Here is a 20633-nt window from a genome sequence, read left to right as displayed (position 1 = left end):
CCCGGAATGGGCCCGCCGGTGCCGGGCAGGCCTCAGGGGATCTCCTGCTCGGCCCAGATGATCTTCCCCTCGGCCGTGTACCGGGCGCCCCAGCGCAGGGCGAGCTGGGCCACCAGGAACAGTCCCCGGCCGCCCTCGTCCGTGCTGCGGGCGTGCCTCAGGCGGGGGGCGGTGCTGCTGCCGTCGGCGACCTCGCAGGTCAGGCGGGCGTCGCGGAGCAGCCGCAGACGGATGGGCGAGTCGGCGTAGCGGATCGCGTTGGTGACCAGTTCGCTGACGATGAGTTCCGTCGTCAGGGCCTGTTCCACCAGGCCCCAGTCCATCACCTGGAGGGTCGCCGCGGCCCGGACGTGTCCGACGGCGGCCGTGTCGGGGGGCACGTCCCACGACGCCACCTGGTCCGCGGCGAGGGTGTGGGAACGGGCCAGCAGGAGGGCGACGTCGTCGGGCTGTGGCGCGGACACCAACTGCCGCACGGCGGAGGTGCACAGCTCGTCGAGGTCCGTGCCGGTCCGCCCCAGCGCCTCGGCGAGCCGGGCCATGCGCGACTCCACGTCCCCGTCGCTTCCTTCGATGAGGCCGTCGGTGTAGAGGCCCAGGAGGCTGTTCTCGGTCAACTCGATCTCGGCGGCCTCGAAGGCCATGCCGCCCAGCCCGAGCGGTGGCCCGGCCGGGACGTCGGGGAAGTAGCCGTGTCCGTCCGGGGGGACGACGACGGGCGGCGGGTGCCCGGCCCGGGCCATCGAGCACCGCCTGGAGACCGGGTCGTAGACGGCGTAGAGGCAGGTCGCGCCGATGAACGTCGCCGTGTTCCGGTCGGCCGGGGCACGGTCGGCCTCCTCGTCGGTCAGCCGCAGCACCAGGTCGTCGAGGTGGGCGAGCAGCTCGTCGGGAGGCATCTCCATGTCGGCGAGGGTCTGCACCGCCGTACGCAGCCGCCCCATGGTCGCCGCCGCTGTGATCCCATGACCCACCACGTCCCCGACGACGAGTCCGACGCGAGCGCCGGACAGCGGGATCACATCGAACCAGTCACCGCCGACGCCGCCCGTGGGGTCCGCCGGACGATAGGTGGAGGCGACCTCCACCGCCGTTCCGCCGGTCAGGACGTGGGGCAGCAGGCTGCGCTGCAGGGTGACGGCGGCGGTGTGCTCCCGGGTGTAGCGGCGGGCGTTGTCGACGCACACCGCCGCCCGTGCCACCAGTTCCTGGGCCAGCAGGACGTCGTCCTGCCCGAACGGGACCGTGTTCAGCGAGCGGGCGAACGTGGTCAGGCCCAACGCCGTGTTCCGCGCCCGCATCGGCAGGGAGATGAGGGAGTGCAGGCCGAACTCCCGGATGCGGGCCGCTCGCTCGGGCTGTTCGGCGAGCCACGGGGCGTCGTTCGGGTCGAGGGTCGGGACGAGGAACGGATCGCCGCTGATCAGGAGGTTGATGTCATGGGGCGGCGGCAGGAGGTCGACCTCCTCACCGATCCCCACCAGGGCCTCGGGGCAGCCCTCCCGCACGGACTGCAGTCCCGCGCGGCGCATCACCGGCCGGACGGGCGGCGGCCCGGCGTCGGTCAGCCAGGCTCCGTGGCCCTCGGCGCTGAACACGGGCTCCAGGAGGTCGACGGTGACGAAGTCCGCGAACCGGGGCACCGCGAAGTCGGCCAGTTCCTGAGCGGTCCGCAGCACGTCGAGGGTCGTGCCGATGCTCGTGCCGGCCTCGTTGACCAGGGACAGCAGTCGGCGGGCGGTCCAGCGCTCGGTGACGTCCAGGACCATGTAGCAGACCCCGGTGATGCCGGCGCCGGCGTTCACCAGAGGGAAGAAGGAAGTGGAGTAGGCACGCTGGCGGTGCGGATCGGCCCAGCTCCAGCCGAGATACTCGTAGTCGGTGACCGGCTCCCCCGTCGCCAGCACCTTGCGCATCAGGCCTTCCAGGGTGTCCGCCTGCAGCCCGGGCAACAGCTCGCTCAGCCGGCGTCCCAGCCGCTGGTCCCTGGGCACACCGCCGAAGCGTTCCAGCGTGTCGTTCAGCCAGACGTAGCGCAGCTCCAGGTCCATCACGGCCATGCCGACCGGTGAGCGGGTGAGGAATCCGTCCAGGACGGACTGGCCGACCGTCCACTGCGGCCGCTGCTCCCGTGCCGAGAGCAGAAAGCACTCCTGCCCGCCCATCCGGAAGGCCGCGGAGACCCGCAGATCGAGCTCCACGCGGCGGCCGTCCCGGTGCCGTACGGGGACGACGCCGTTCCATCCCATCCCGGCGCGGCACCGCTGCGCGATCGCGGCAGCACGGGCCGGATCCGCGGGCACCGCCAGCAGGCGTGCGGCGGGGTGGCCGACGACCTCGGACGCGCGGTGGCCGAGCAGCGCTTCCGCGCCCCTGGTCCAGCCGACCACGACGCCGTCCGCCGAGATCACCGCCACGGCGTCGGTGGAGGCGTCCAGGAGACCACTCGGTGCCACGGATGCGGACGCGTCGAAACCCTCTCGCGGTGGTTCCATCTGCTCCATCCTCTTCCTCCACCATGGTCCTGCTTGTCCGCTGGATACGCATGGGCCGGTGCTGCGGTTGGGGCAGGCGGAACCCTGGAGGCAGCATGGAGGTGACGCTCATCGGCGCCCGGGCGTGCGGCCGTACCGGCACGGACGGGTGACCGGCCGCTGGAGGTGGTTCTGGCATGGCATCGGAATCCTTGCGCGCCGACGACGACGTGCAGAGCCCCGAGCCGCCGCGGCCGACCGGCCTGCTGGACATGCTGAGCGTGGCCGCGGTGGCGCTGGACACGCGCGGCCGCATCGTCTTCTGGACCCCGCAGGCCGAGGACCTCTTCGGTTACACGGCGGAGGACGTCCTGGGGAAGTTCGCGGTACGGCTGCTGATCCGTCCCGAGCATCTGCAGGCCGTGGTGAGCCTGTTCACGGAGGTGCTGGAGACCGGCCGGGGCTGGGCCGGCGCCTTTCCCGTGCGGCACAAGGACGGCAGCAGCCGGCTGACGGAGTTCCGCACCATGCGGCTGCTGGACGACCTCGGCGACGTGTACGCCCTTGGCATCGCGGCCGACCACACCCTGCTGCAGCGCGTCGAGACCGACCTGGCGCTGTGCGAGCGGCTGATCAACCAGTCCCCGATCGGGCTTGCCCTCCTGGACCCCGATCTGAAGTACCTGCTGGTCAATCCGGCGCTGGAGCGGATCGACGGGATCCCGGCCGAGGACCACATCGGCCGTCATCTGCGGGAGACCCTGCCGTTCCCGGACGTCAACACCGTCGAGTCCGCACTGCGCCAGGTGCTCACCACCGGCATGCCTCTCCTCGACCAGTACCACGTGGGCCATCCGCCGGCCGATCCCGAGCACGAGCACGCCTGGTCGCTGTCCTTCTACCGGCTGGAGGACCCGGGCGGCCGGGTACTGGGCGCGGCCACGTCGGTCGTCGACGTGACCGAGCGGCACCACGCGGCCGCCGAGGCCGACCGGGCCCGGCGGCGTCTGGCGCTGATCGCGGACGCCTCCGCGCGGGTGGGCACCACGCTGGAGGTCGAGCAGACCGCTCTCGAGCTGGCCGAGATCTGCACGCCCGTGCTCGCTGACGTGGTCGCCGTGGACGTCCTCGACTCCGCGCTGGCCCTGCGCCGCGCCCGCCGGCCCGACAACGGCCCCGAACTGTTCCGCGCCCTCGCCCTCAAGGCGGCTCACCCCACCGTGGCGCTGCGCGCCGCCGGCGCGCCCGGCAACGTCGCCTCGTACGACGGCGACCGCCTGGTCACCCTGTGCGTCCACACCGGCCGGCCGGTCATGGTGCGCCACGTCGGTGCCCGGGATCTGCGGCAGATCGCCCGGGATCCGGAGTCCGGCGAGCTCCTGGCCCAGGCCGGCGTGCACTCGTATCTGGCCGTGCCGCTGATCGCGCACGGCGAGGTGCTCGGTGCCCTCGATCTCAAGCGCACCCGCAACCCGCTGCCCTTCGACGAGGACGACGTCGTCCTGGCCGGCGAGCTGGCCAGCCGTGCCGCCGTCGCCATCGACAACGCCCGCTGGTTCCAGAGCGTGCGCAACACCGCGCTCACACTCCAGCGCAGCCTGCTGCCGGACCACTCGCCACACCACCCGGGCCTGGAACTCGCCTCCCGCTACCAGCCGGCGCAGGCGACCAGCGAGGTCGGCGGCGACTGGTACGACGTCATCCCGCTGGCCGACGCGAAGACCGCCCTGGTGGTGGGCGACGTCATGGGCAACGGCATCGACGCGGCCGCCACCATGGGCCGGCTGCGCACCGCCACCTGTGCGTACGCGGACCTGGACCTCGCCCCGGGCGCGGTGCTCCAGCACCTGGACAAGATCACCTGCGATCTGGAGCACTACATCGTCACCTGCCTGTACATCGTCTACGACCCCCGCACCAGGCAGTGCACGATCGCCAACGCGGGACACATGCCGCCCGCCCTGGCGCGGCCCGGTCAGGCGCCGGTGTACCTCGACCTGCCCGCCGCGGCCCCGCTCGGTGTCGGCGGCATCCCGTTCGAGACCACGACGGCCGAACTGACCCCCGGCGACCTGCTGGTGCTGTACACCGACGGCCTCGTGGAGACCCGGCAGCACCCCATCGACGACCGTCTCTCCGTCCTCCTCGGCTTCCTCGACGATCCCCGCCGGCCGCTCGAGGAGACCTGCGACCGGCTGCTGTACGGCCTGCGCCATCCCGACGACCACGACGACGTGGCCCTGCTCGTCGCACGGGCCCTGTAGACCGAGGCGCCGCTCCATCCGCTTGGTGGGGTTCGCCCGTCGGTGGGACTCTGGTTGGAGAGTTGTCCGAGGAGCGGAACCCTGGAGGGCCGATGGGACGGGACGTCCCGGCGCTCGTCTTCACCCGCGAGGACCGCCGCCGGTACCGGATCAAGATGCAGGAGTGCCTCGACGCGTTCGCACAGATGCTCCGCGACGCGCGCTTCGAGTCCGAACGACCTCAGGTCGGACTGGAGATCGAGCTGAACCTGGTCGACGACCGGGCCGAGCCCGCGATGCGCAACACCGATGTGCTGGAGGCGATCGCGGACCCCTCGTGGTCGACCGAACTGGGCCGGTTCAACCTCGAGATCAACGTTCCGCCGCGCGGGCTGACGGCGGGCGGACCCGATGCCTGGGAGTCCGAGATCCGCGCGGCGCTGAACCACGCCGACGAGCGGTCCAGATCGGTCGGCGCCCGGCTGGTCATGGTCGGCATCCTGCCCACCCTGCGCCAGGAGGACATCGGCGAGGAGTCCCTGTCGGAGAACCCGCGCTACCGGCTGATCAACGACCAGATCTTCGCGGCCCGGGGCGAGGACCTGCGCATCGAGGTGGACGGCGTCGACCGGCTGCGGACCTACGCGGACACGATCACCCCGGAGGCCGCGTGCACCAGCACGCAGTTCCATCTGCAGGTGTCCCCGGAGACCTTCGCCGGCTACTGGAACGCGGCGCAGGCCATCGCCGGGGTCCAGGTCGCGCTGTCGGCCAACTCGCCGTTCCTGTTCGGCAAGGAGCTGTGGCACGAGACCCGTATCCCGCTGTTCGAGCAGGCGACCGACACCCGCCCGGAGGAGATCAAGATCCAGGGCGTGCGGCCGCGGGTGTGGTTCGGGGAACGGTGGATCAACAGCGTCTTCGACCTCTTCGAGGAGAACCTGCGCTACTTCCCGGCCCTGCTGCCCCTGACCGACGAGCAGGACCCCGGGGAGACGCTGGACCGCGGGGACATCCCCGAACTCTCCGAACTCACCCTGCACAACGGCACGATCTACCGCTGGAACCGGCCCGTCTACGCCGTCGCCCACGACAAGCCGCACGTCCGGGTGGAGAACCGGGTGCTGCCCGCCGGACCGACCGTCGCCGACACGCTCGCCAACGGCGCCTTCTACTACGGGCTCACCCGCGCGCTGGTGGAGGAGGACCGTCCGGTGTGGTCGCGGATGTCGTTCTCCGCGGCCGAGGAGAACCTCCACACGGCGGCCCGGCACGGCATCGAGGCGCTGTTGTACTGGCCCGGCATGGGTGAACTGCCGGTGCCCGAACTGGTCCTGCGGCGGCTGCTGCCGCTGGCGCACCGCGGGCTCGAGCTGTCCGGCATGGACGCGGCCTGGCGGGAGCCGCTGCTCGGCATCATCGAGCAGCGCTGTGTCACGGCCCGCAACGGGGCCGTGTGGCAGAAGGAGATGCTCCACCGCATCGACGCCACCACGCACGCCGGCCGGCACGAGGCCCTGCGGCGGATGACCGAGCTGTACATCGACTTCATGCACCTCAACGCCCCGGTGCACACCTGGCCGGTCGACTGACGGGCACCACGAAATCGGGGATGCCGGCGAAGACGATCACCGGTTAGGCTCCTCCAGCATTTGCCAGGGGGACGACCGAGGTGGGGGAACATGGTTGACGTCGACGATCCCGCGTCCGAGAGGGACCGCAGACCCTGGGTCCAGGCGCTCGTGGCGGTGCTGGTCCTGGGGATACCGGGAGCCCTGCTCGTGCACATCGCACTGCAGGGCCCCTCGGAGCCGGGACCGGCCACGTGCTCGTACGACGACAAGCCGGTGTCCGAGCGCGTATCCGCGAAACAGCTGTGCAAGGCACTGAACCGCCCGGACCTGCCCACGCTCCTCGGCACACCGCGGGAAAAGGCCGAGACCGCGTACGGGTCCGAGAGTTCGTTCAAGGACGCCGACGGCAAGGAGACCCCCTCACCCGATGCGGAGGTCTCGCTGAAAACGTACTCGGTGAAGCTGTGGGCGTCGGACGACGACATGCGGGTCGGCGAGTTCTCCGGGCTCCTCGGCAGGTCCGCGGAGTCGAAGAAGATCCTCGGCCACCCCGCCGTCCTGTACTCGGGCCAGACCATCGGTCTCAAGATCAACCTCGGCGGCGGCAAGATCGACACTGGCCCCGGTGGCCTCGCCCGTCATCTGCTGGTCGCGCGTGACGCCAAGGACGGGGGCGGCTCGTTCGAGGTCGCCATCTGGCGCCAGGACGACGCGCCACCGGACGACACGGCCCTGCTCCGCGTCGCCGAGCGGGTGCTGCCGACGGTCCCCGGTTGGACATAGATAGCGTGCTGCCATGCGCGTCGACTACTCACCCCGCTCCCTGGACCCAGGAGCGTTCTACCAGCTGCTCACCGCGGTGGTCGTGCCCCGGCCGATCGCGTGGGTCTCGACCCTGACCGCGGACGGCAGGACGGCGAACCTGGCCCCTCACTCGTTCTTCACCGTGGCCTGCACCGATCCGCCGATCGTGCAGTTCACCTCCGTGGGCCGGAAGGACTCCCTGCGCAACGCCGAGGAGACCGGGGAGTTCGTCGTCAACTTCGCGCCCGAGCAGCTCTTCGAGCAGATCAACGCGAGTGCGACCGACTTCCCCAGGCACGAGGGCGAGTTCGACGCGGTGGGCATCCGGCCCGAGCCGTCGCTGCGGGTGAGGCCGCCGCGCGTGGCCGCCTCCCCGGTGGCGCTCGAGTGCACGCTGCACTCGACGCTGCGGCTCGGCAACTCGACGGTGGTGTTCGGCCAGGTCGTGCACGCGGCCGTCAGCGAAGACGTCCTGGTGGACGGCCGGCCGGACATCGGACTGCTGCGCCCGCTGGCCCGGTTGGGCGGGAACGAGTGGAGCACCGTCGGGGAGGTACGGGAGGCGGCACGCGTACCGTACCGGGAGTGGACGGCCGACTGACGGGAACGTGACGGCAGGATTCAGGCCAGCACGAGGACCAGTGGGATGCCGTGGCAGGGCACCAGCCGCAGGCCCGCGTGCTCGGCGGGCGTGCCCTCGGCGAGCAGGTCGCCGAAGTCGGGGCCCTTGGTGAGGGAGCCGGCCAGGTGGGCGGGGTCGGCGGAGGCGGCGACCCGGCCGCGGGCGTTGACCAGATGGGCGCGCCGGGGCAGCCGCCGCAGCAGCGGGAGTACGGCCGCCTCGAAGTGCCGTAGGTAGACGTCGGCCGCGGCGACCCCGGCGAAGCGTCCCTCGTTCTCGACGGGTGCGGACAGGGTGAGGCTGTACTCGTCGGAGCAGAGGTAGTCGACGTACGGCCCGGCCACGGCGCGGCGCCCGGTGTCGCGGGGCAGGGCGAACCAGTCCCAGTGCGTGTAGTCGGAATACGCCGAGTGCCCGGGATCGAGGTCGAGCAGCAGGGGTCGTACGTCGCCGTCGGCGCCCGTCTGCCACCACTCCAGCCATGCGGGTACGTCGGTCAGCAGGCCGGGGGCGGCCACGAAGCCGACGCCGGAGACCAGTTCCTGGCGGGTGAGCCGCTGGTGCAGGCCGGGGCGGAGGGCGGCGAGGTCCGCGCTCGCGGGGCGACGGCCCTGTGCGGCCGTCCTGGCGAGCAGGGCGGCGGTGTCGGCCCGGGTGGCGGCGACGGCCTCGAACACCGCCTCCAGCGCACGGCCCACCTGCGAGGCGACCCAGGCCTCGGTGTCCGTGTCGAGCGTCGCGGCAGCCGAGTGAACCTGCCCGGGGCTCCAGCCCATGGTGTCCTCCAGCGGGACGGGAACCGGACGCGGCGCGTTCAGAGGGTGAGGCGTACGGCGACGAGCCGGGCCGTCGACTCCCTGACGCACCGCTCGGCCAGTGTGCCGGCCGATTCGTGGGCCCCATCCTGCACGGCCGAGATCACGGCGCGGTGACGGTCCGCCACTTCTTCACGATATTCACCGCTCCCCAGGACCAGGCACAGCAGCGCGCCCACCTCGCTCTGCAGCGCGACCTGCTCGCGGGTGAGCCGGGCGGACTGGGCTGCGGCGGCGAGTTCCACGTGGAAGCGGCCGTAGAGGCGGCTGCGCGCCGCCGTCTCCGGCGCGTGCGCCAGCTCCTCGGCCGTACGGCGCAGGGGGTTGAGGTCCTCGGGTTCGGTGCGCTGGGCGGCGAGGCGGGCGGCGGCGCCGGACAGGGCGGCCCAGTGGTCGCCCAGGTCGCGCAGTTCCTCGGTGCTCCAGCCGCCCAGCCTGGCCTGGAGCCGGTCGTCGGCGGGGACTTCGGGCAGCGACACGAAGCTGCCGCCGCCGCGGCCCCTGCGGGTGGTGACCAGACCCTGTTGCCTGAGCGCCATCAGCGCCTCACGCAGGGTAACCGTTGACACCCCGAGCTGCCCGGCGAGTTCACTCTCGCCGGGAAGCTGCTCTCCGTCGGCGAGGAGTCCCAGCTCTATGGCGTCGCCGATGCGGCGGACGACCGTGTCCACGCGGGCCCGGTTGTCCACCGGCGCGAAGACGGCGCGACGGGCACCGCCGCCCGCCCCCCGGGCGTCGCCGTCGATCTCGTGCTGTCTCACGGCCACCACCTTGTGCGTTGACTCAAACTTTACCCTAAGGGGATCTTGAGCTTAGAACTATGACTTCATATGTTTGCGGTCAACTCAGCGCGCGCCAGAAAGGTTCCCGCATGGAGGGAATTGCGATCCGGCTGCAGGACGTGCGGAAGTCGTTCGGGGAGACGACCGCCGTGGCCGGTGTGGATCTGGAGATCCGGGACGGGGAGTTCTTCTCCATGCTCGGCCCCTCCGGCTCGGGCAAGACCACGGTCCTCAGGCTCGTCGCCGGATTCGAGACGCCCACCGCGGGCCGGATCGAACTGGCCGGGCAGGAGGTCACGGGCCTCGCCCCGTTCGAGCGGGACGTGCACACGGTCTTCCAGGACTACGCCCTGTTCCCGCACATGACGGTCGAGCAGAACGTCGCCTACGGGCTCAAGGTCCGCAAGGTGCCCAAGCCCGAACGCCTCGTCCGCGCCCGCAAGGCGCTCGCCGAGGTCCGCCTGGATGGCTACGGCCAGCGGCGCCCCGCCCAGCTGTCGGGCGGACAGCGCCAGCGCGTCGCCCTCGCCCGCGCCCTCGTCGGCCGCCCCCGGGTCCTGCTGCTCGACGAGCCGCTCGGCGCCCTCGACCTGAAGCTGCGCGAGCAGATGCAGGTCGAACTCAAGGCACTCCAGCGGGAGGTGGGGATCACCTTCGTCTTCGTCACCCACGACCAGGAGGAGGCCCTGACGATGAGCGACCGGATCGCCGTCTTCGACCAGGGCCGCATCGCCCAGGTCGGCACCCCCGCCGAGATATACGAGCGCCCGGCGACCCCGTTCGTCGCCGGCTTCGTCGGCACCTCGAACCTGCTGGAGGGCGAGGCGGCCCACCGGATCGTCGGCGCGCCCGGCACGTACAACATCCGCCCGGAGAAGATCCGTGTCCTCAAGGAGTCCGCCGAGGCGGACGAGCCCGGACACGCGACCGTCACCGGCACGGTCGCCGAGGTCGTCTACCTCGGCGACGCCACCCGCTTCCTCGTCGACCTCGACGGCGGGGGCCGCCTCACCGCCCTCCAGCAGAACCTCGAGACCTCCTCCGAGGACGTCGCCGCCTACCGCGGCACCCGGGTGCGCCTCCGGTGGCACCACGGACACGCCGTCCGGATCCCTTCCTGACCCCCACTCCCCCCGAACCCTCCGCTCCGCGCAAGGCTCCCTCACTCATGGAGAACGTCGTGCGTCTCACCCGAACCCTCGTGGCCGCGGCCGGCACCGCGGCCCTGCTGCTCACCGCTGCCTGCAGCTCCTCCGGCAGCGGCTCCTCCGCCACCGGCTTCAACCCGCCCGACCTCAAGGCCCCGACGAAGCTCGGGAAGACCGAGGGCCAGGTCAACCTGATCGCCTGGGCGGGCTACGTAGAGGACGGTTCCAACGACCCGAAGGTGGACTGGGTCAGCGACTTCGAGAAGCAGACCGGCTGCCAGGTCCACTCCAAGGTCGCCGCCAGCTCGGACGAGATGGTCAAGCTGATGAAGACCGGGGAGTACGACGCCGTCTCCGCCTCCGGCGACGCCTCCCTGCGCCTGATCGCCTCCGGTGACGCGGCCCCCGTCAACACCGGCCTCGTCCCCAACTACAAGGACGTCTTCAGCGGACTGAAGAACGGCTCCTGGAACTCGGTGAAGGGGCAGATGTACGGCATCCCGCACGGCCGGGGCGCCAACCTGCTGATGTACAACACCGAGAAGGTGAGCCCGGCGCCCACCTCCTGGTCGGCGGTCTTCGACGACGCCCCGAAGTACAAGGGGCACGTCACCGCGTACGACTCGCCGATCTACATCGCGGACGCGGCCCTGTACCTCAAGGCGGCCAAGCCCGAACTGAAGATCAAGAACCCGTACGCGCTCGACCAGAAGCAGTTCGACGCCGCCGTGGCCCTGCTGAAGCAGCAGAACGCGGACATCGGCGAGTACTGGAGCGACTACCTCAAGGAGATCTCCGCCTTCAAGAGCGGGGACTCGGTCGTCGGCACCACCTGGCAGGTCATCGCCAACCTGACCGCCGGCGAGGGCGCCAAGGTCAAGGCGTTCGTCCCGGAGGAGGGCTCGACCGGCTGGTCGGACACCTGGATGGTGTACGCCAAGGCCAAGCACCCCAACTGCGCCTACAAGTGGCTCGACTGGATCGTCTCCCCCAAGGTCAACGCCCAGGTCGCCGAGTACTTCGGTGAGGCCCCGGCCAACTCCAGGGCCTGCGCCGAGACCAGCGACAAGAACTTCTGCACGACCTACCACGCCGCCGACGAGGGCTACTGGAAGAACATCGCCTTCTGGAACACCCCCATCGAGCAGTGTCTCGACGGCCGCACGGACGTCAAGTGCGTGCCGTACGCGAAGTGGGTGCAGGCCTGGACCGAGATCAAGGGCTGAGCCGTGACGAGTGAAGTGACGCCCGCCGCCGGACGGGGCACCGTCCGGCGGCTCGCCGGAGCGCTGCACACCAGACCCCGGCTCCGCCTCGCCCTGCTGCTCACCGCGCCGCTGCTGTGGCTGACCGTCCTCTACCTGGGCTCGCTGACGGTCCTGTTCGTCTCCGCGTTCTGGACGACGGACTCCTTCACCTCCCAGGTGGTGAAGGTCTGGTCGACGGACAACTTCCACGCCCTGTTCACGACCCCGGTCTTCCGCCAGGTGATCCTGCGCAGCGTGGGCGTGGCGCTCGCGGTGACCGTGCTGTGCGTAGTCATCGCCTTCCCGGTCGCCTTCTACACCGCGCGGGTGGCCCGCCCCAAGTGGCGCCCGCTGCTCGTGGTGGCGATCCTCACGCCGTTGTGGGCGAGCTACCTGGTGAAGGTGTACGCCTGGCGGCTGATCCTCTCCGAGGGCGGCCTCGCCGACTGGATGCTGAGGCCCTTCGGGCTGAGCGGCCCGGGCTTCGGGCTGCCCGCCACCGTGCTCACCCTGACCTACCTGTGGCTGCCGTACATGATCCTGCCGATCCACACGGCCCTCGAACAGCTTCCGGGCAATCTGCTCGACGCCTCGGCCGACCTCGGGGCGAAGGCCGGCCGCACCTTCCGCTCGGTGGTGCTGCCCATGGTGCTGCCGTCCGTTGCCGCGGGCTCAGTGTTCACGTTCTCGCTCAGCCTCGGCGACTACATCACCGTGCAGATCGTCGGCGGCAAGACCCAGCTCGTCGGCAACCTCGTGTACTCCAACATCGAACTCAACCTGCCCATGGCGGCAGCGCTCGGCACCGTTCCCGTGCTCGTGATCGTCCTGTACCTGCTGGCGATCCGCCGCACGGGCGCCCTGACCAGCCTGTAGGAGAAGAGCGCCATGCATCTCAGCCGCACCGCGCGCACCGCCCTGCGGGCAGGAGCCGCACTCGGCTTCGCGGTGATCTACGTCCCGCTCCTGCTCGTCCTCCTCAACTCCCTGAACCCCGACCGCAGTGCGAGCTGGCCACCGCCCGGGCTGACCCTGCGCTGGTGGTCCGTGGCCCTCGACAACTCCGGTGCGCGCGAGGCCCTGTGGGTGTCGGTGAAGGCGGGCCTGGGCGCCACCGCGATCGCCCTGGTCCTCGGCACGCTGATCGCGTTCGCGGTGGCCCGGTACCGGTTCTTCGGCCGCGACACGGTGTCGTTCATCGTGGTCCTGCCGATCGCGCTGCCCGGCATCGTCACGGGCATCGCGCTCAACTCGGCCTTCGGCACCGTTCTCGCACCGCTCGGTGTGGGGCTCGGTCTGTTCACCGTGATCGTCGGCCACGCCACCTTCTGCATCGTGGTGGTCTTCAACAACGTGGTGGCGCGGCTGCGCCGGACGGCCTCCTCGTACGAGGAGGCGGCGATGGACCTGGGGGCGACCACCTTCCGTGCCTTCGCCGACGTCACCTTCCCGTTGGTCCGTTCCGCGCTGCTGGCCGGCGGCCTGCTCGCCTTCGCCCTGTCCTTCGACGAGATCGTCGTCACGACCTTCACGGCGGGACCCGGTATCGAGACCCTGCCCATCTGGATCTTCGACAACATGACCCGGCCCCAGCAGGCGCCCGTGGTGAACGTCGTGGCCGCCGTCCTCGTCCTGCTGTCGGTCGTCCCGATCTATGTCGCCCAGCGGCTGTCCTCGGACACGGCGACGTCGAGCCGGGTGTGAGGGGCCCCGTCCCCGTACACCACAGAGACCCCAACTGTTCACCCAAGCCCCGCGCAACCCCCGGCACTTGCCGGCTGTCCCCTGATCGCCATGGCACCCCGGACGCGTGAACGACCGCGTGCGGCACGCTCATTCGACCCTGGAGACCCCTTGCGCAAGCGCCCCACGCTCCTGGCCGCGGCCCTGCTCGCCTGCGGCCTGCCCCCGGTCGCACTGGCCGCGCCGGCCGCGGCCGCCCCCGCGAAGTACGCGGACGACTTCGACGGCGACGGCTACCGCGACTACGCCGCCTTCTCCCACGGCCCCGGCTCCTCCAGCAGGGGCGGCGGGGTCCTGGTGACCTTCGGGACCGCGAACGGGCCGGGCACGAAGACCCAGTTCATCGACCAGTCGAGCCCGGGTGTCCCCGGGACCGACGAGACGGACGACGACTTCGGCACGGTGCGCACCGCGGCCGACTTCAACGGTGACGGCTACGGCGACCTGGCGGTGTCGGCGCCCCACGAGGACGACGGCAGCCACAAGGACGAGGGTGCGGTCACCGTCCTGTGGGGATCGCGGACGGGCCTGTCCGGCGGCACCACCGTGCCGGACAAGGGCCCCCACGGGTCGTACGACGACATGGGCGACGACACGGCCACCGGCGACTTCAACGGCGACGGCAGGCGGGATCTGGCCGTCGTCGACGACGGCCGGACCTACGTCTACCGCGGCCCGATCGAGCGCTCCGGCGTCCACGGAACGGTCTCGCTCCTGGACAAGGGCTCCGGCTTCCACACCACGGCCCTGATCTCCGGCCGGGTCGACGGCGACGGCAAGACCGACCTCGTCGTCATCGGCGACGTCGCGAACCCGTCGTCCGTCGGCTCGGACGCCTGGTTCGTCTCCGGCGGGAAGGCCCGGCTGTACCCGGGCAGGACGCTGCACCTGGAGTCCGTGCGGTCCGGCGGGGGCAGCAGCGCCCGGGGCGGCGACGGAGTCGTCGGCGACTTCGACAAGGACGGCTACGGCGACATCGCCATCGGCACGTACAAGGCCGACAAGTACAAGGGGCGCGTCTCCGTCTGGTACGGCTCGGCCTCCGGACCGGACAGGAGCGCCCGCTTCACCCAGGCCACGACGGGCGTCGCCGACACCCCCGAGGCGGACGACGGGTTCGGTGCGAGCATCTCGTCCGGTGACACCAACGGTGACGGCTACCGGGACCTGGCCGTCGGCGTCTACGGCGAGAAGCTGGGCAGCATCCCGTACGCGGGCGGCGTGGCGGTCCTGTACGGGTCCGCTTCGGGACTGTCCGGCAAGGGTTCGAAGTGGTTCACCCGCAGCAGCCCCGGCGTTCCGGGCTACCCCCAGGAGGACGACGCCTTCGGCGGCACGGTACGGCTGCGCGACACCGACCGGGAGGGCATGGCCGACCTGTACGTGGCCGGCACCTACGGTTCCCTGATGCTGCCGGGTTCACCGGCAGGCATCACGATCAGGGGGGCCACCGCCGTGGACGGGGAGATCATCCCGGGGATGCTGCAGTAGGACCGGGTCCGGGTTCCGGGGCGTGCGGGCCGCGGCCGGCTTCGGCGGCGGCCCGCGGAGGGCTTTCGTAGGCTGGGAGTGCCCGAAGCTCCTCCGGGAGGTGCGCCCGCAGGCGGGAGACGGTCGTGATCGAACTGGCCGCGGCGTTCGCCGTCGCGGGAAGCGGCGAGCAACGCCGTCGGCACGGCCTTCCAGCGCAAGGCCGCCTCCGCGAGCAGCCACGGCGGGCTACGGCTCCTGGCGGAGCTGCTGCGCCGGCCGGCCTGGCTGATCGGCATGGCCGGGGTGGTCGGCGCCGTGCTGTTCCAGAGCCTCGCCCTCGTCAACGGCCCGCTCGCACTGGTCCAGCCGCTGTTCATCCTGGAGCTTCCCTTCGCCCTGCTCGTGGCCGGGCCGCTGATGCACCGTCGGCTCCCTCGCTCGGGCTGGTGGGGTGTCGGCGGTGTGGTGACGGGCCTGGCCGTCCTGCTCGCGGCGGCCGCCCCGCACGGCGCCACCTCCCAGGCGCCACTCGACCGGTGGATCCCGGCGCTCGCCCTGTGTCTCGGCGTCATGGCCGTCGCGGTCCTGTCGGCCGGCCGGGGGCGCCCTGCGGTGCGCCGTGCCGCGTTGCTGGCGGCCGCCTCGGCCACGGGCAACGCGCTGACGGCCGCGCTGCTGAAGTCGGCGGCGGGGACCTTCGCCGACCACGGCCTTCCGGCGTTCCTGCGGTCCTGGCAGACGTACGGCTTCGCGGTCACCGGCGCGGTCGCCGTGCTCCTGCTGGAGAACGCCCTGCAGGCCGGTCCGCTGGTGGCGGCGCAGCCCGCGCTGACCATCGGCGACGCCACGGTCAGCCTGGCCCTCGGAATCGCCCTGTTCCACGAACGCGTCCGCACGGGCTGGTGGCTGGCGCCCGAAATATGCGGTGCCGTACTGATCGTCATGGGCGTGGTGGTCCTGAGCCGGGCCGTCCAGCACCTCGCCGTCCGTTAAGTCCATAAAGGGCAATCAGTCCTTCATGGTGCCGAATAAATACCCCACAACCTCACGACTCGGCCTCACTGCCGTTGGCTGTCGTTCAATCAATAACCTCTGCGGCGAACACGCGACGGTTACCGGTCGACTCCGCGTTGTGAAGGTTCCCCTATCTCAGTGATAGCATCCCCGCGTCTGCGACCTTGGTCCACTCGGCTCCGGCGCTGTTTTGAGATCGGGCCGGTTCTCAACACGACGGCGACCGAGTCGTGCCAAGCGGTTGCGCCACGGATTCCCCCGATCCGTCCGCCGACGACTGCAGGCTACATATAGGAAAGGTTTCCATGAATCGAGACGCACTCGTGTGGTGCCTGGTTGCGGCGACGACCATCGCCGTCGCCGCGGCTCTGGTGCTCAGTCGTCGCAACAAGGCCATAGCGGCGAAGAAGCAGCAGGCCGAGGCCGCGCTCACGCAGAGGCTGAGCGAGGCCGACGTGCAACTGGCCGCTTTAAGAGCGGAGTTGCAGCAGCACCAGGACGAGCACGACAAGACCATCCAAGAGGCCGAAGAGGCGGCCGAGGAAAGCACCAAGGCTGTCCTCAAGGGTTCCGCCCGCTTTCTGCAGAGCCTTGCCGCGGAACAGCTGGCGCTTCTTGAGGAAATCCAGCGCAAGTACGGCGGCCATTCCGTCCTGAGCGATCTGCTGGAAGTCAGTCACGCCAATGCACAGATGGCCCGCAAGTCGCAGGGCATTGCAGTTATGTGCGGTGCTCCGCTGGGCCGTCGAAATAGGCCCGCCAGCGTTTATGACGTGGTGCGCAGCGCGCAGGGTCAGATTCGTAACTTCCGGCGCGTCGAAATCATGCAGCAGACCGGTTTTGCATTGAAGGCGTCCGCCGTTTCTCCGGTCGCGCTCGCGGTCGCCGAACTTCTCGACAACGCTGCCAGTTTTTCTCAGCAGGGTTCGCCGATCGAGGTCACTTTCCAGCGGGTGCAGAAGAACCTGTGCATCGTCATCGACGACGCCGGTGTCGGTATGAACGACGAGGACCGTCAGAAGGCTTCCGCACTGCTCTCCGGTGACTTCCGGCCCCGTCTCTCGCATCTGGGCAACCAGCCGAAGTTCGGATTCCCCGTGATCGGCCTGCTCGCGCAGCAGTACGGGTTCCGGGTGGACGTGACCGGTGTGTCCCGCTACGGCGGCGTGCGCGCCGTCGTACTGCTGCCGGAGGAGCTGTGGACCGAGGAGGAGGCGGCCCCGGCCGAGGACCCCCAGGTCAGCGGTATCCGTGGCACTGTCGGCCGGCCGGAGCCCGTCAGCCGTACCGCGCACGGCCTGCCGCGGCGAGGCGCCCGCCAGGTGCCCATCGCCAGCGTTCCCGACCGGGACAGCTCACAGTCGCCCGCCGCGGCGCCGGAGGACGCCGGCCGCGCCGCCGGCCGGAGCCTCGGGGCCTTCCAGCGCGGCACACTCTCGGGCCGCAATCTCGCCTCGGCTCCGTCCGAAGGGTCCGATGACGCATGACCACAGACCTGTCGTGGATGCTCGAGGACATCGTGCACAACGTGCCGAAGGCGCGTCACGCCGTCCTGCTGTCCGCGGACGGCCTTCCCCGGGGCGCGACCGACGGCATGGCCCAGCAGGACGTGCGGACGATCTCCGCCGCCATGGCCGGCATGCAGTCGCTCAGCCGCGCGACCTCCCACTTCGCCGGGCCGGGGGAAGACAGGCAGTGGAACCAGACGATCATCGAGTTCTCGCACGGCTGGATCTTCCTCATCGGTGCCGGGCAGGGCGCCTATCTGGCGGCGGCGGCGGCGCCGGACGTCGACATGCAGCAGATCTCCTTCCGCATGCACCGGCTGGTCGCCCGGCTCGGCAACAACCTCACCTCGCCGCCCCGGGTGAACGCGGACGGCCTCGCCGCGCGGTCCGGCGGAGCCCGGGCGCAGCAGGGGGCGGGCGGCCAGGGGATCCCGATCGTGGACCTCGACGAGGTGGTCGCCGAGGTGCAAGGCGCCCGCCACGCCGTCCTGTTGGGCTCCGACGGCCTGCCCCGCGGTGCCACCACGGGTATGAGCCAGGACCTGGCGGACACCATCTCCGCGGCCATGACGGGGATTCACGCCTACAGCCGGGCCACCTCGCAGTTCGCCGGTGTGGGCCAGGACGCGCAGTGGCGGCAGACGGTGATCGAGTTTCAGCACGGCTGGATCTTTCTGATCTCGGCCGGCCGTGGGGCGTTCCTGGCCGCGGCCGCCGAACACGATGCCGATATAGAGGAGTTCACCACCCGGCTGCATCAGGTGGTGCCACGACTGAGCTCATATATGGCACCACGCGGGGAGGCGAGCCGTACGTGAATGACGGGCCGGATCAGGAACTTGAGCTGACGTCAGCATTAGTCCCGCTCTTCGTGATCACGAACGGGCGGGCCCTGCCCCCGGACAATGCCTACGAGCGCACCACCCTGGTGTCCGCCCAGGAGGGTGCCACTGCTTCGGCTCGCACGCTTTCCCCGGAGGCGAGGCAGGTTCTGGAGCTGGTGACGGAAGGTTTTCTCTCCGTCGCCGAAGTGGCCGCCCACACGCATCTGCCGCTGGGGATCGTGCGGATTCTCCTGGCGCAGATGGAGGAGAGCGGTCTCATCATCGCGCGGAAGCCCGTGCCCCGCGCCGAACGTGTCGACCGAGAAGTGCTCAACGCCGTACTCGACGGCCTCAAAGCCCGATTCGGAGCGTGATTCGTGTACCTGGATTCAGGTGTCCTCACCGCGGTGAAGATCCTCGTGGTGGGGCACTTCGGGGTCGGGAAGACCACATGCATCGGCAGCATCTCCGAGATCGAGCCCCTGCGGACCGAAGAGGAGATCACCGAAGCCAGTGTGGGCTTTGACGATCTGTCAGGGACTCCGGACAAGACCACCACGACGGTCGCCATGGACTTCGGCCGCCTGACCATCAGCGACGAGGTGGTGCTGTACCTCTTCGGCACGCCGGGTCAGGAGCGTTTCAAGGAGATGTGGGAGGAACTGTCCAGGGGGGCGCTGGGCGCGCTCGTCCTGGTCGACCCGGAGCGGCTGTCGGAGTCCTTCCCGGTCCTGGACCTGGTCGAGCGGTTCGGCCTGACGTACGCCATCGGCGTCAACCACTTCGACGACACGACCAATTATCCGCTCGCGGAGATCCGCGAGGCGCTGAACCTGTCCGACCGGACCCCCGTCGTCTCCTGCGACGTACGGGACCAGCAGTCGTCGGCGCAGGCCCTCATCACCCTCGTCCACCACCTACTGTCCCTTCTCGACTAGGAGCCTCCCCCACATGCAGCAGCGTCCCGGCATACAAGGGCCACCGCCCGGCTGCCCCGCGCACGGCAATGTCCCCCTCTACGGACCGCAGTTCGGCTCCGACCCCGACGCCACCTACGCGTACCTGCGCAGCCTCGGCCCGAGTGCGCCGGTGGACATCGCCCCGGGCGTGGAGGTCGAGCTGGTCACCAGCTACGACGCCGCCCTGTACATCCTGCAGAACCCCGCCTCGTTCGTCCGGGACTCGCGGCGCTGGCGGGCGCTGAACGAGGGGCGGGTGCCCGAGGACAGCCCGGCGCTGCCCATGATGGGGTACCGGCCCAACGCGCTGTTCAGCGACGGAGCGGCACACGCCCGCCTCCGCCAGGCCGTGACCGACAGTCTCGCCACCGTCAACGAGATCCAGCTGGTGCGGCAGACCCAGCAGTCCGCCGACTACCTGGTCAGCCGGTTCAGCTCCGACCGGCTCGGGCAGGCCGAGCTGATGGCCGAGTACGCGCAGCCGCTGCCGCTGCTGGTCTTCAGCGACCTGTTCGGGTGCCCGCCCGAGATCGGTGACCGGGTGATCGTCGGGATCAGCGGCATCTTCGACGGCACGGCCGGTGCGGACCAGGTGCTGGGCGAGGCGCTCGGCGAGCTGATCGCGCTCAAGCGGCGCAGGCCCGGCAACGACCTGACGACCCGGCTGATGGAGCACTCCGCGGCACTGACCGACGAGGAGGTGCTGCACCAGCTCGTGACGCTGCTCTCGGGCGGTACCGCGCCCCTGTCGGCGACGATCGGCACCAGCAGCGCTCTGATCCTCGGCGAGGACTGGCAGACCGGTCTGCCGGTGGAGGACGCGGTCGGCCAGGCCCTGTGGAACTACGCGCCGATCGCCAACTACGCGGCCCACTACCCCACTCACGACGTGGAGCTGGGCGGCCGGACGCTCCACGCGAACGACCCGGTGGTGATCTCCTTCGCGGCCGCCAACACCGATCCCCGGCTGGCGGAGCACCGCGAGCAGCTCAGCGCCAAGGCCCATCTGTCCTTCGGTGCCGGACCGCACGCCTGTCCCGCCAAGGACCCGGCGTTCGTGATCGCCGTCACCGCCGTCGAGTCCCTCCTCAACCGGCTGCCCGACATCGAAGTCCGGGTGCCCTTCAAGGACTTGAACTGGGTGCCCGCTCCCTGGAGCCGGTCCCTGGTGGCGCTGCCGGTCCGGTTCACGCCGCGCACCGTGGCGCCGGCACCCGCTCAGGCACCGCAGCAGCCCGCCCCGACCACCGCGCACCACGGCCCGAACCACGTGCCGCAGCCTGCGGTGCCGGCCGCCTCCAAGCCCAAACCGGGCCTCTTCAGCCGGTTCCTGGCATGGACCAGGGGAGAGTGACGTAGGCAACTCTCCGCGCACATAGTCATCTTGTATGCATCAGCCAACG

Annotated in this window: 17 protein-coding genes and 1 pseudogene; 15 read left to right on the top strand and 3 right to left on the bottom strand. The window is 70.6% G+C overall.

What is annotated here, in order from left to right; all coding sequences use genetic code 11:
- Positions 1-32: 32 nt before the first annotated feature.
- Positions 33-2495, bottom strand: coding sequence for a SpoIIE family protein phosphatase (locus tag FB157_RS34390; protein ID WP_145884591.1), 2463 nt, complete (start codon positions 2493-2495; stop codon positions 33-35).
- Between the two features lie 176 nt (positions 2496-2671).
- Here FB157_RS34390 and FB157_RS34385 point away from each other — a divergent pair, with 176 nt between their 5' ends.
- The 4 genes from FB157_RS34385 to FB157_RS34370 all read left to right on the top strand — a co-directional run bounded on the left by FB157_RS34385 (position 2672) and on the right by FB157_RS34370 (position 7696).
- Positions 2672-4738 (top strand): SpoIIE family protein phosphatase, encoded by a 2067-nt coding sequence (locus tag FB157_RS34385; RefSeq protein ID WP_145884590.1) that lies wholly within the window; start codon positions 2672-2674, stop codon positions 4736-4738.
- A gap of 92 nt (positions 4739-4830) precedes the next feature.
- Positions 4831-6309 (top strand): glutamate-cysteine ligase family protein, encoded by a 1479-nt coding sequence (locus FB157_RS34380; protein ID WP_145884589.1) that lies wholly within the window; start codon positions 4831-4833, stop codon positions 6307-6309.
- A 90-nt stretch (positions 6310-6399) separates the two neighbouring features.
- The gene (locus FB157_RS34375) at positions 6400-7074 is read left to right on the top strand and encodes a DUF6215 domain-containing protein (protein ID WP_145884588.1); all 675 of its coding nucleotides are present in this window, start codon (positions 6400-6402) and stop codon (positions 7072-7074) included.
- Between the two features lie 13 nt (positions 7075-7087).
- Positions 7088-7696: a flavin reductase family protein gene (locus FB157_RS34370; RefSeq protein WP_145884587.1), complete on the top strand. Its 609-nt coding sequence runs from the start codon at positions 7088-7090 to the stop codon at positions 7694-7696.
- Positions 7697-7716: 20 nt separating this feature from the next.
- On the opposite strand, the gene FB157_RS34365 is transcribed toward FB157_RS34370, so the two are convergent.
- Together FB157_RS34365 and FB157_RS34360 are read right to left on the bottom strand one after the other, a co-directional pair.
- Entirely contained in the window at positions 7717-8493 is a 777-nt protein-coding gene (locus tag FB157_RS34365; protein WP_145884586.1) for a cache domain-containing protein, read from the bottom strand.
- Between the two features lie 38 nt (positions 8494-8531).
- Entirely contained in the window at positions 8532-9293 is a 762-nt protein-coding gene (locus tag FB157_RS34360) for a FadR/GntR family transcriptional regulator (RefSeq protein ID WP_145884585.1), read from the bottom strand.
- A 110-nt stretch (positions 9294-9403) separates the two neighbouring features.
- Here FB157_RS34360 and FB157_RS34355 point away from each other — a divergent pair, with 110 nt between their 5' ends.
- The 11 genes and pseudogenes from FB157_RS34355 (at position 9404) to FB157_RS34305 (ending at position 20584) form a co-directional block, all read left to right on the top strand.
- Positions 9404-10435, top strand: coding sequence for an ABC transporter ATP-binding protein (locus FB157_RS34355; protein ID WP_145884584.1), 1032 nt, complete (start codon positions 9404-9406; stop codon positions 10433-10435).
- Between the two features lie 59 nt (positions 10436-10494).
- Positions 10495-11688 carry an ABC transporter substrate-binding protein gene (locus FB157_RS34350; RefSeq protein ID WP_145884583.1) on the top strand — a complete coding sequence of 398 codons (1194 nt, stop codon included), beginning with the start codon at positions 10495-10497 and terminating at the stop codon, positions 11686-11688.
- A gap of 3 nt (positions 11689-11691) precedes the next feature.
- Positions 11692-12585, top strand: coding sequence for an ABC transporter permease (locus tag FB157_RS34345; RefSeq protein WP_145884582.1), 894 nt, complete (start codon positions 11692-11694; stop codon positions 12583-12585).
- A gap of 12 nt (positions 12586-12597) precedes the next feature.
- The gene (locus FB157_RS34340; protein ID WP_145884581.1) at positions 12598-13413 is read left to right on the top strand and encodes an ABC transporter permease; all 816 of its coding nucleotides are present in this window, start codon (positions 12598-12600) and stop codon (positions 13411-13413) included.
- A gap of 150 nt (positions 13414-13563) precedes the next feature.
- Complete coding sequence (locus FB157_RS34335; protein WP_261386718.1) at positions 13564-14943, top strand: FG-GAP-like repeat-containing protein; 1380 nt, start codon at positions 13564-13566, stop codon at positions 14941-14943.
- A 125-nt stretch (positions 14944-15068) separates the two neighbouring features.
- Positions 15069-15918, top strand: a pseudogene (locus FB157_RS34330) (DMT family transporter).
- 326 nt (positions 15919-16244) lie between these two features.
- On the top strand, positions 16245-17426 hold the full coding sequence (locus FB157_RS34325; protein WP_145884579.1) for an ATP-binding protein: 1182 nt from the start codon (positions 16245-16247) through the stop codon (positions 17424-17426).
- Positions 17423-18265: a roadblock/LC7 domain-containing protein gene (locus FB157_RS34320; protein WP_261386717.1), complete on the top strand. Its 843-nt coding sequence runs from the start codon at positions 17423-17425 to the stop codon at positions 18263-18265. The genes FB157_RS34325 and FB157_RS34320 overlap by 4 nt, the downstream gene beginning before the upstream one ends.
- On the top strand, positions 18262-18645 hold the full coding sequence (locus FB157_RS34315; RefSeq protein WP_145884578.1) for a DUF742 domain-containing protein: 384 nt from the start codon (positions 18262-18264) through the stop codon (positions 18643-18645). Before FB157_RS34320 ends, FB157_RS34315 begins: the two co-directional genes overlap by 4 nt.
- Positions 18646-18648: 3 nt before the next feature.
- On the top strand, positions 18649-19209 hold the full coding sequence (locus tag FB157_RS34310) for an ATP/GTP-binding protein (protein WP_145884577.1): 561 nt from the start codon (positions 18649-18651) through the stop codon (positions 19207-19209).
- Positions 19210-19222: 13 nt separating this feature from the next.
- Entirely contained in the window at positions 19223-20584 is a 1362-nt protein-coding gene (locus FB157_RS34305) for a cytochrome P450 (RefSeq protein WP_145884576.1), read from the top strand.
- Positions 20585-20633: the final 49 nt, after the last annotated feature.

Origin of the sequence: Streptomyces sp. BK340 (assembly GCF_007827595.1) — a bacterium.
Lineage (GTDB): Bacteria > Actinomycetota > Actinomycetes > Streptomycetales > Streptomycetaceae > Streptomyces.
This window is presented reverse-complemented; position numbering and strand designations above follow the sequence as displayed.

Excerpts from the sequence above, each read along its gene's own strand:
- FB157_RS34390 (WP_145884591.1), bottom strand. The coding sequence starts at position 2,495 with ATGGAACCACCGCGAGAGGGTTTCGACGCGTCCGCATCCGTGGCACCG.
- FB157_RS34385 (WP_145884590.1), top strand. The coding sequence starts at position 2,672 with ATGGCATCGGAATCCTTGCGCGCCGACGACGACGTGCAGAGCCCCGAG.
- FB157_RS34380 (WP_145884589.1), top strand. The coding sequence starts at position 4,831 with ATGGGACGGGACGTCCCGGCGCTCGTCTTCACCCGCGAGGACCGCCGC.
- FB157_RS34375 (WP_145884588.1), top strand. The coding sequence starts at position 6,400 with ATGGTTGACGTCGACGATCCCGCGTCCGAGAGGGACCGCAGACCCTGG.
- FB157_RS34370 (WP_145884587.1), top strand. The coding sequence starts at position 7,088 with ATGCGCGTCGACTACTCACCCCGCTCCCTGGACCCAGGAGCGTTCTAC.
- FB157_RS34365 (WP_145884586.1), bottom strand. The coding sequence starts at position 8,493 with ATGGGCTGGAGCCCCGGGCAGGTTCACTCGGCTGCCGCGACGCTCGAC.
- FB157_RS34355 (WP_145884584.1), top strand. The coding sequence starts at position 9,404 with ATGGAGGGAATTGCGATCCGGCTGCAGGACGTGCGGAAGTCGTTCGGG.
- FB157_RS34340 (WP_145884581.1), top strand. The coding sequence starts at position 12,598 with ATGCATCTCAGCCGCACCGCGCGCACCGCCCTGCGGGCAGGAGCCGCA.
- FB157_RS34325 (WP_145884579.1), top strand. The coding sequence starts at position 16,245 with ATGAATCGAGACGCACTCGTGTGGTGCCTGGTTGCGGCGACGACCATC.
- FB157_RS34320 (WP_261386717.1), top strand. The coding sequence starts at position 17,423 with ATGACCACAGACCTGTCGTGGATGCTCGAGGACATCGTGCACAACGTG.
- FB157_RS34305 (WP_145884576.1), top strand. The coding sequence starts at position 19,223 with ATGCAGCAGCGTCCCGGCATACAAGGGCCACCGCCCGGCTGCCCCGCG.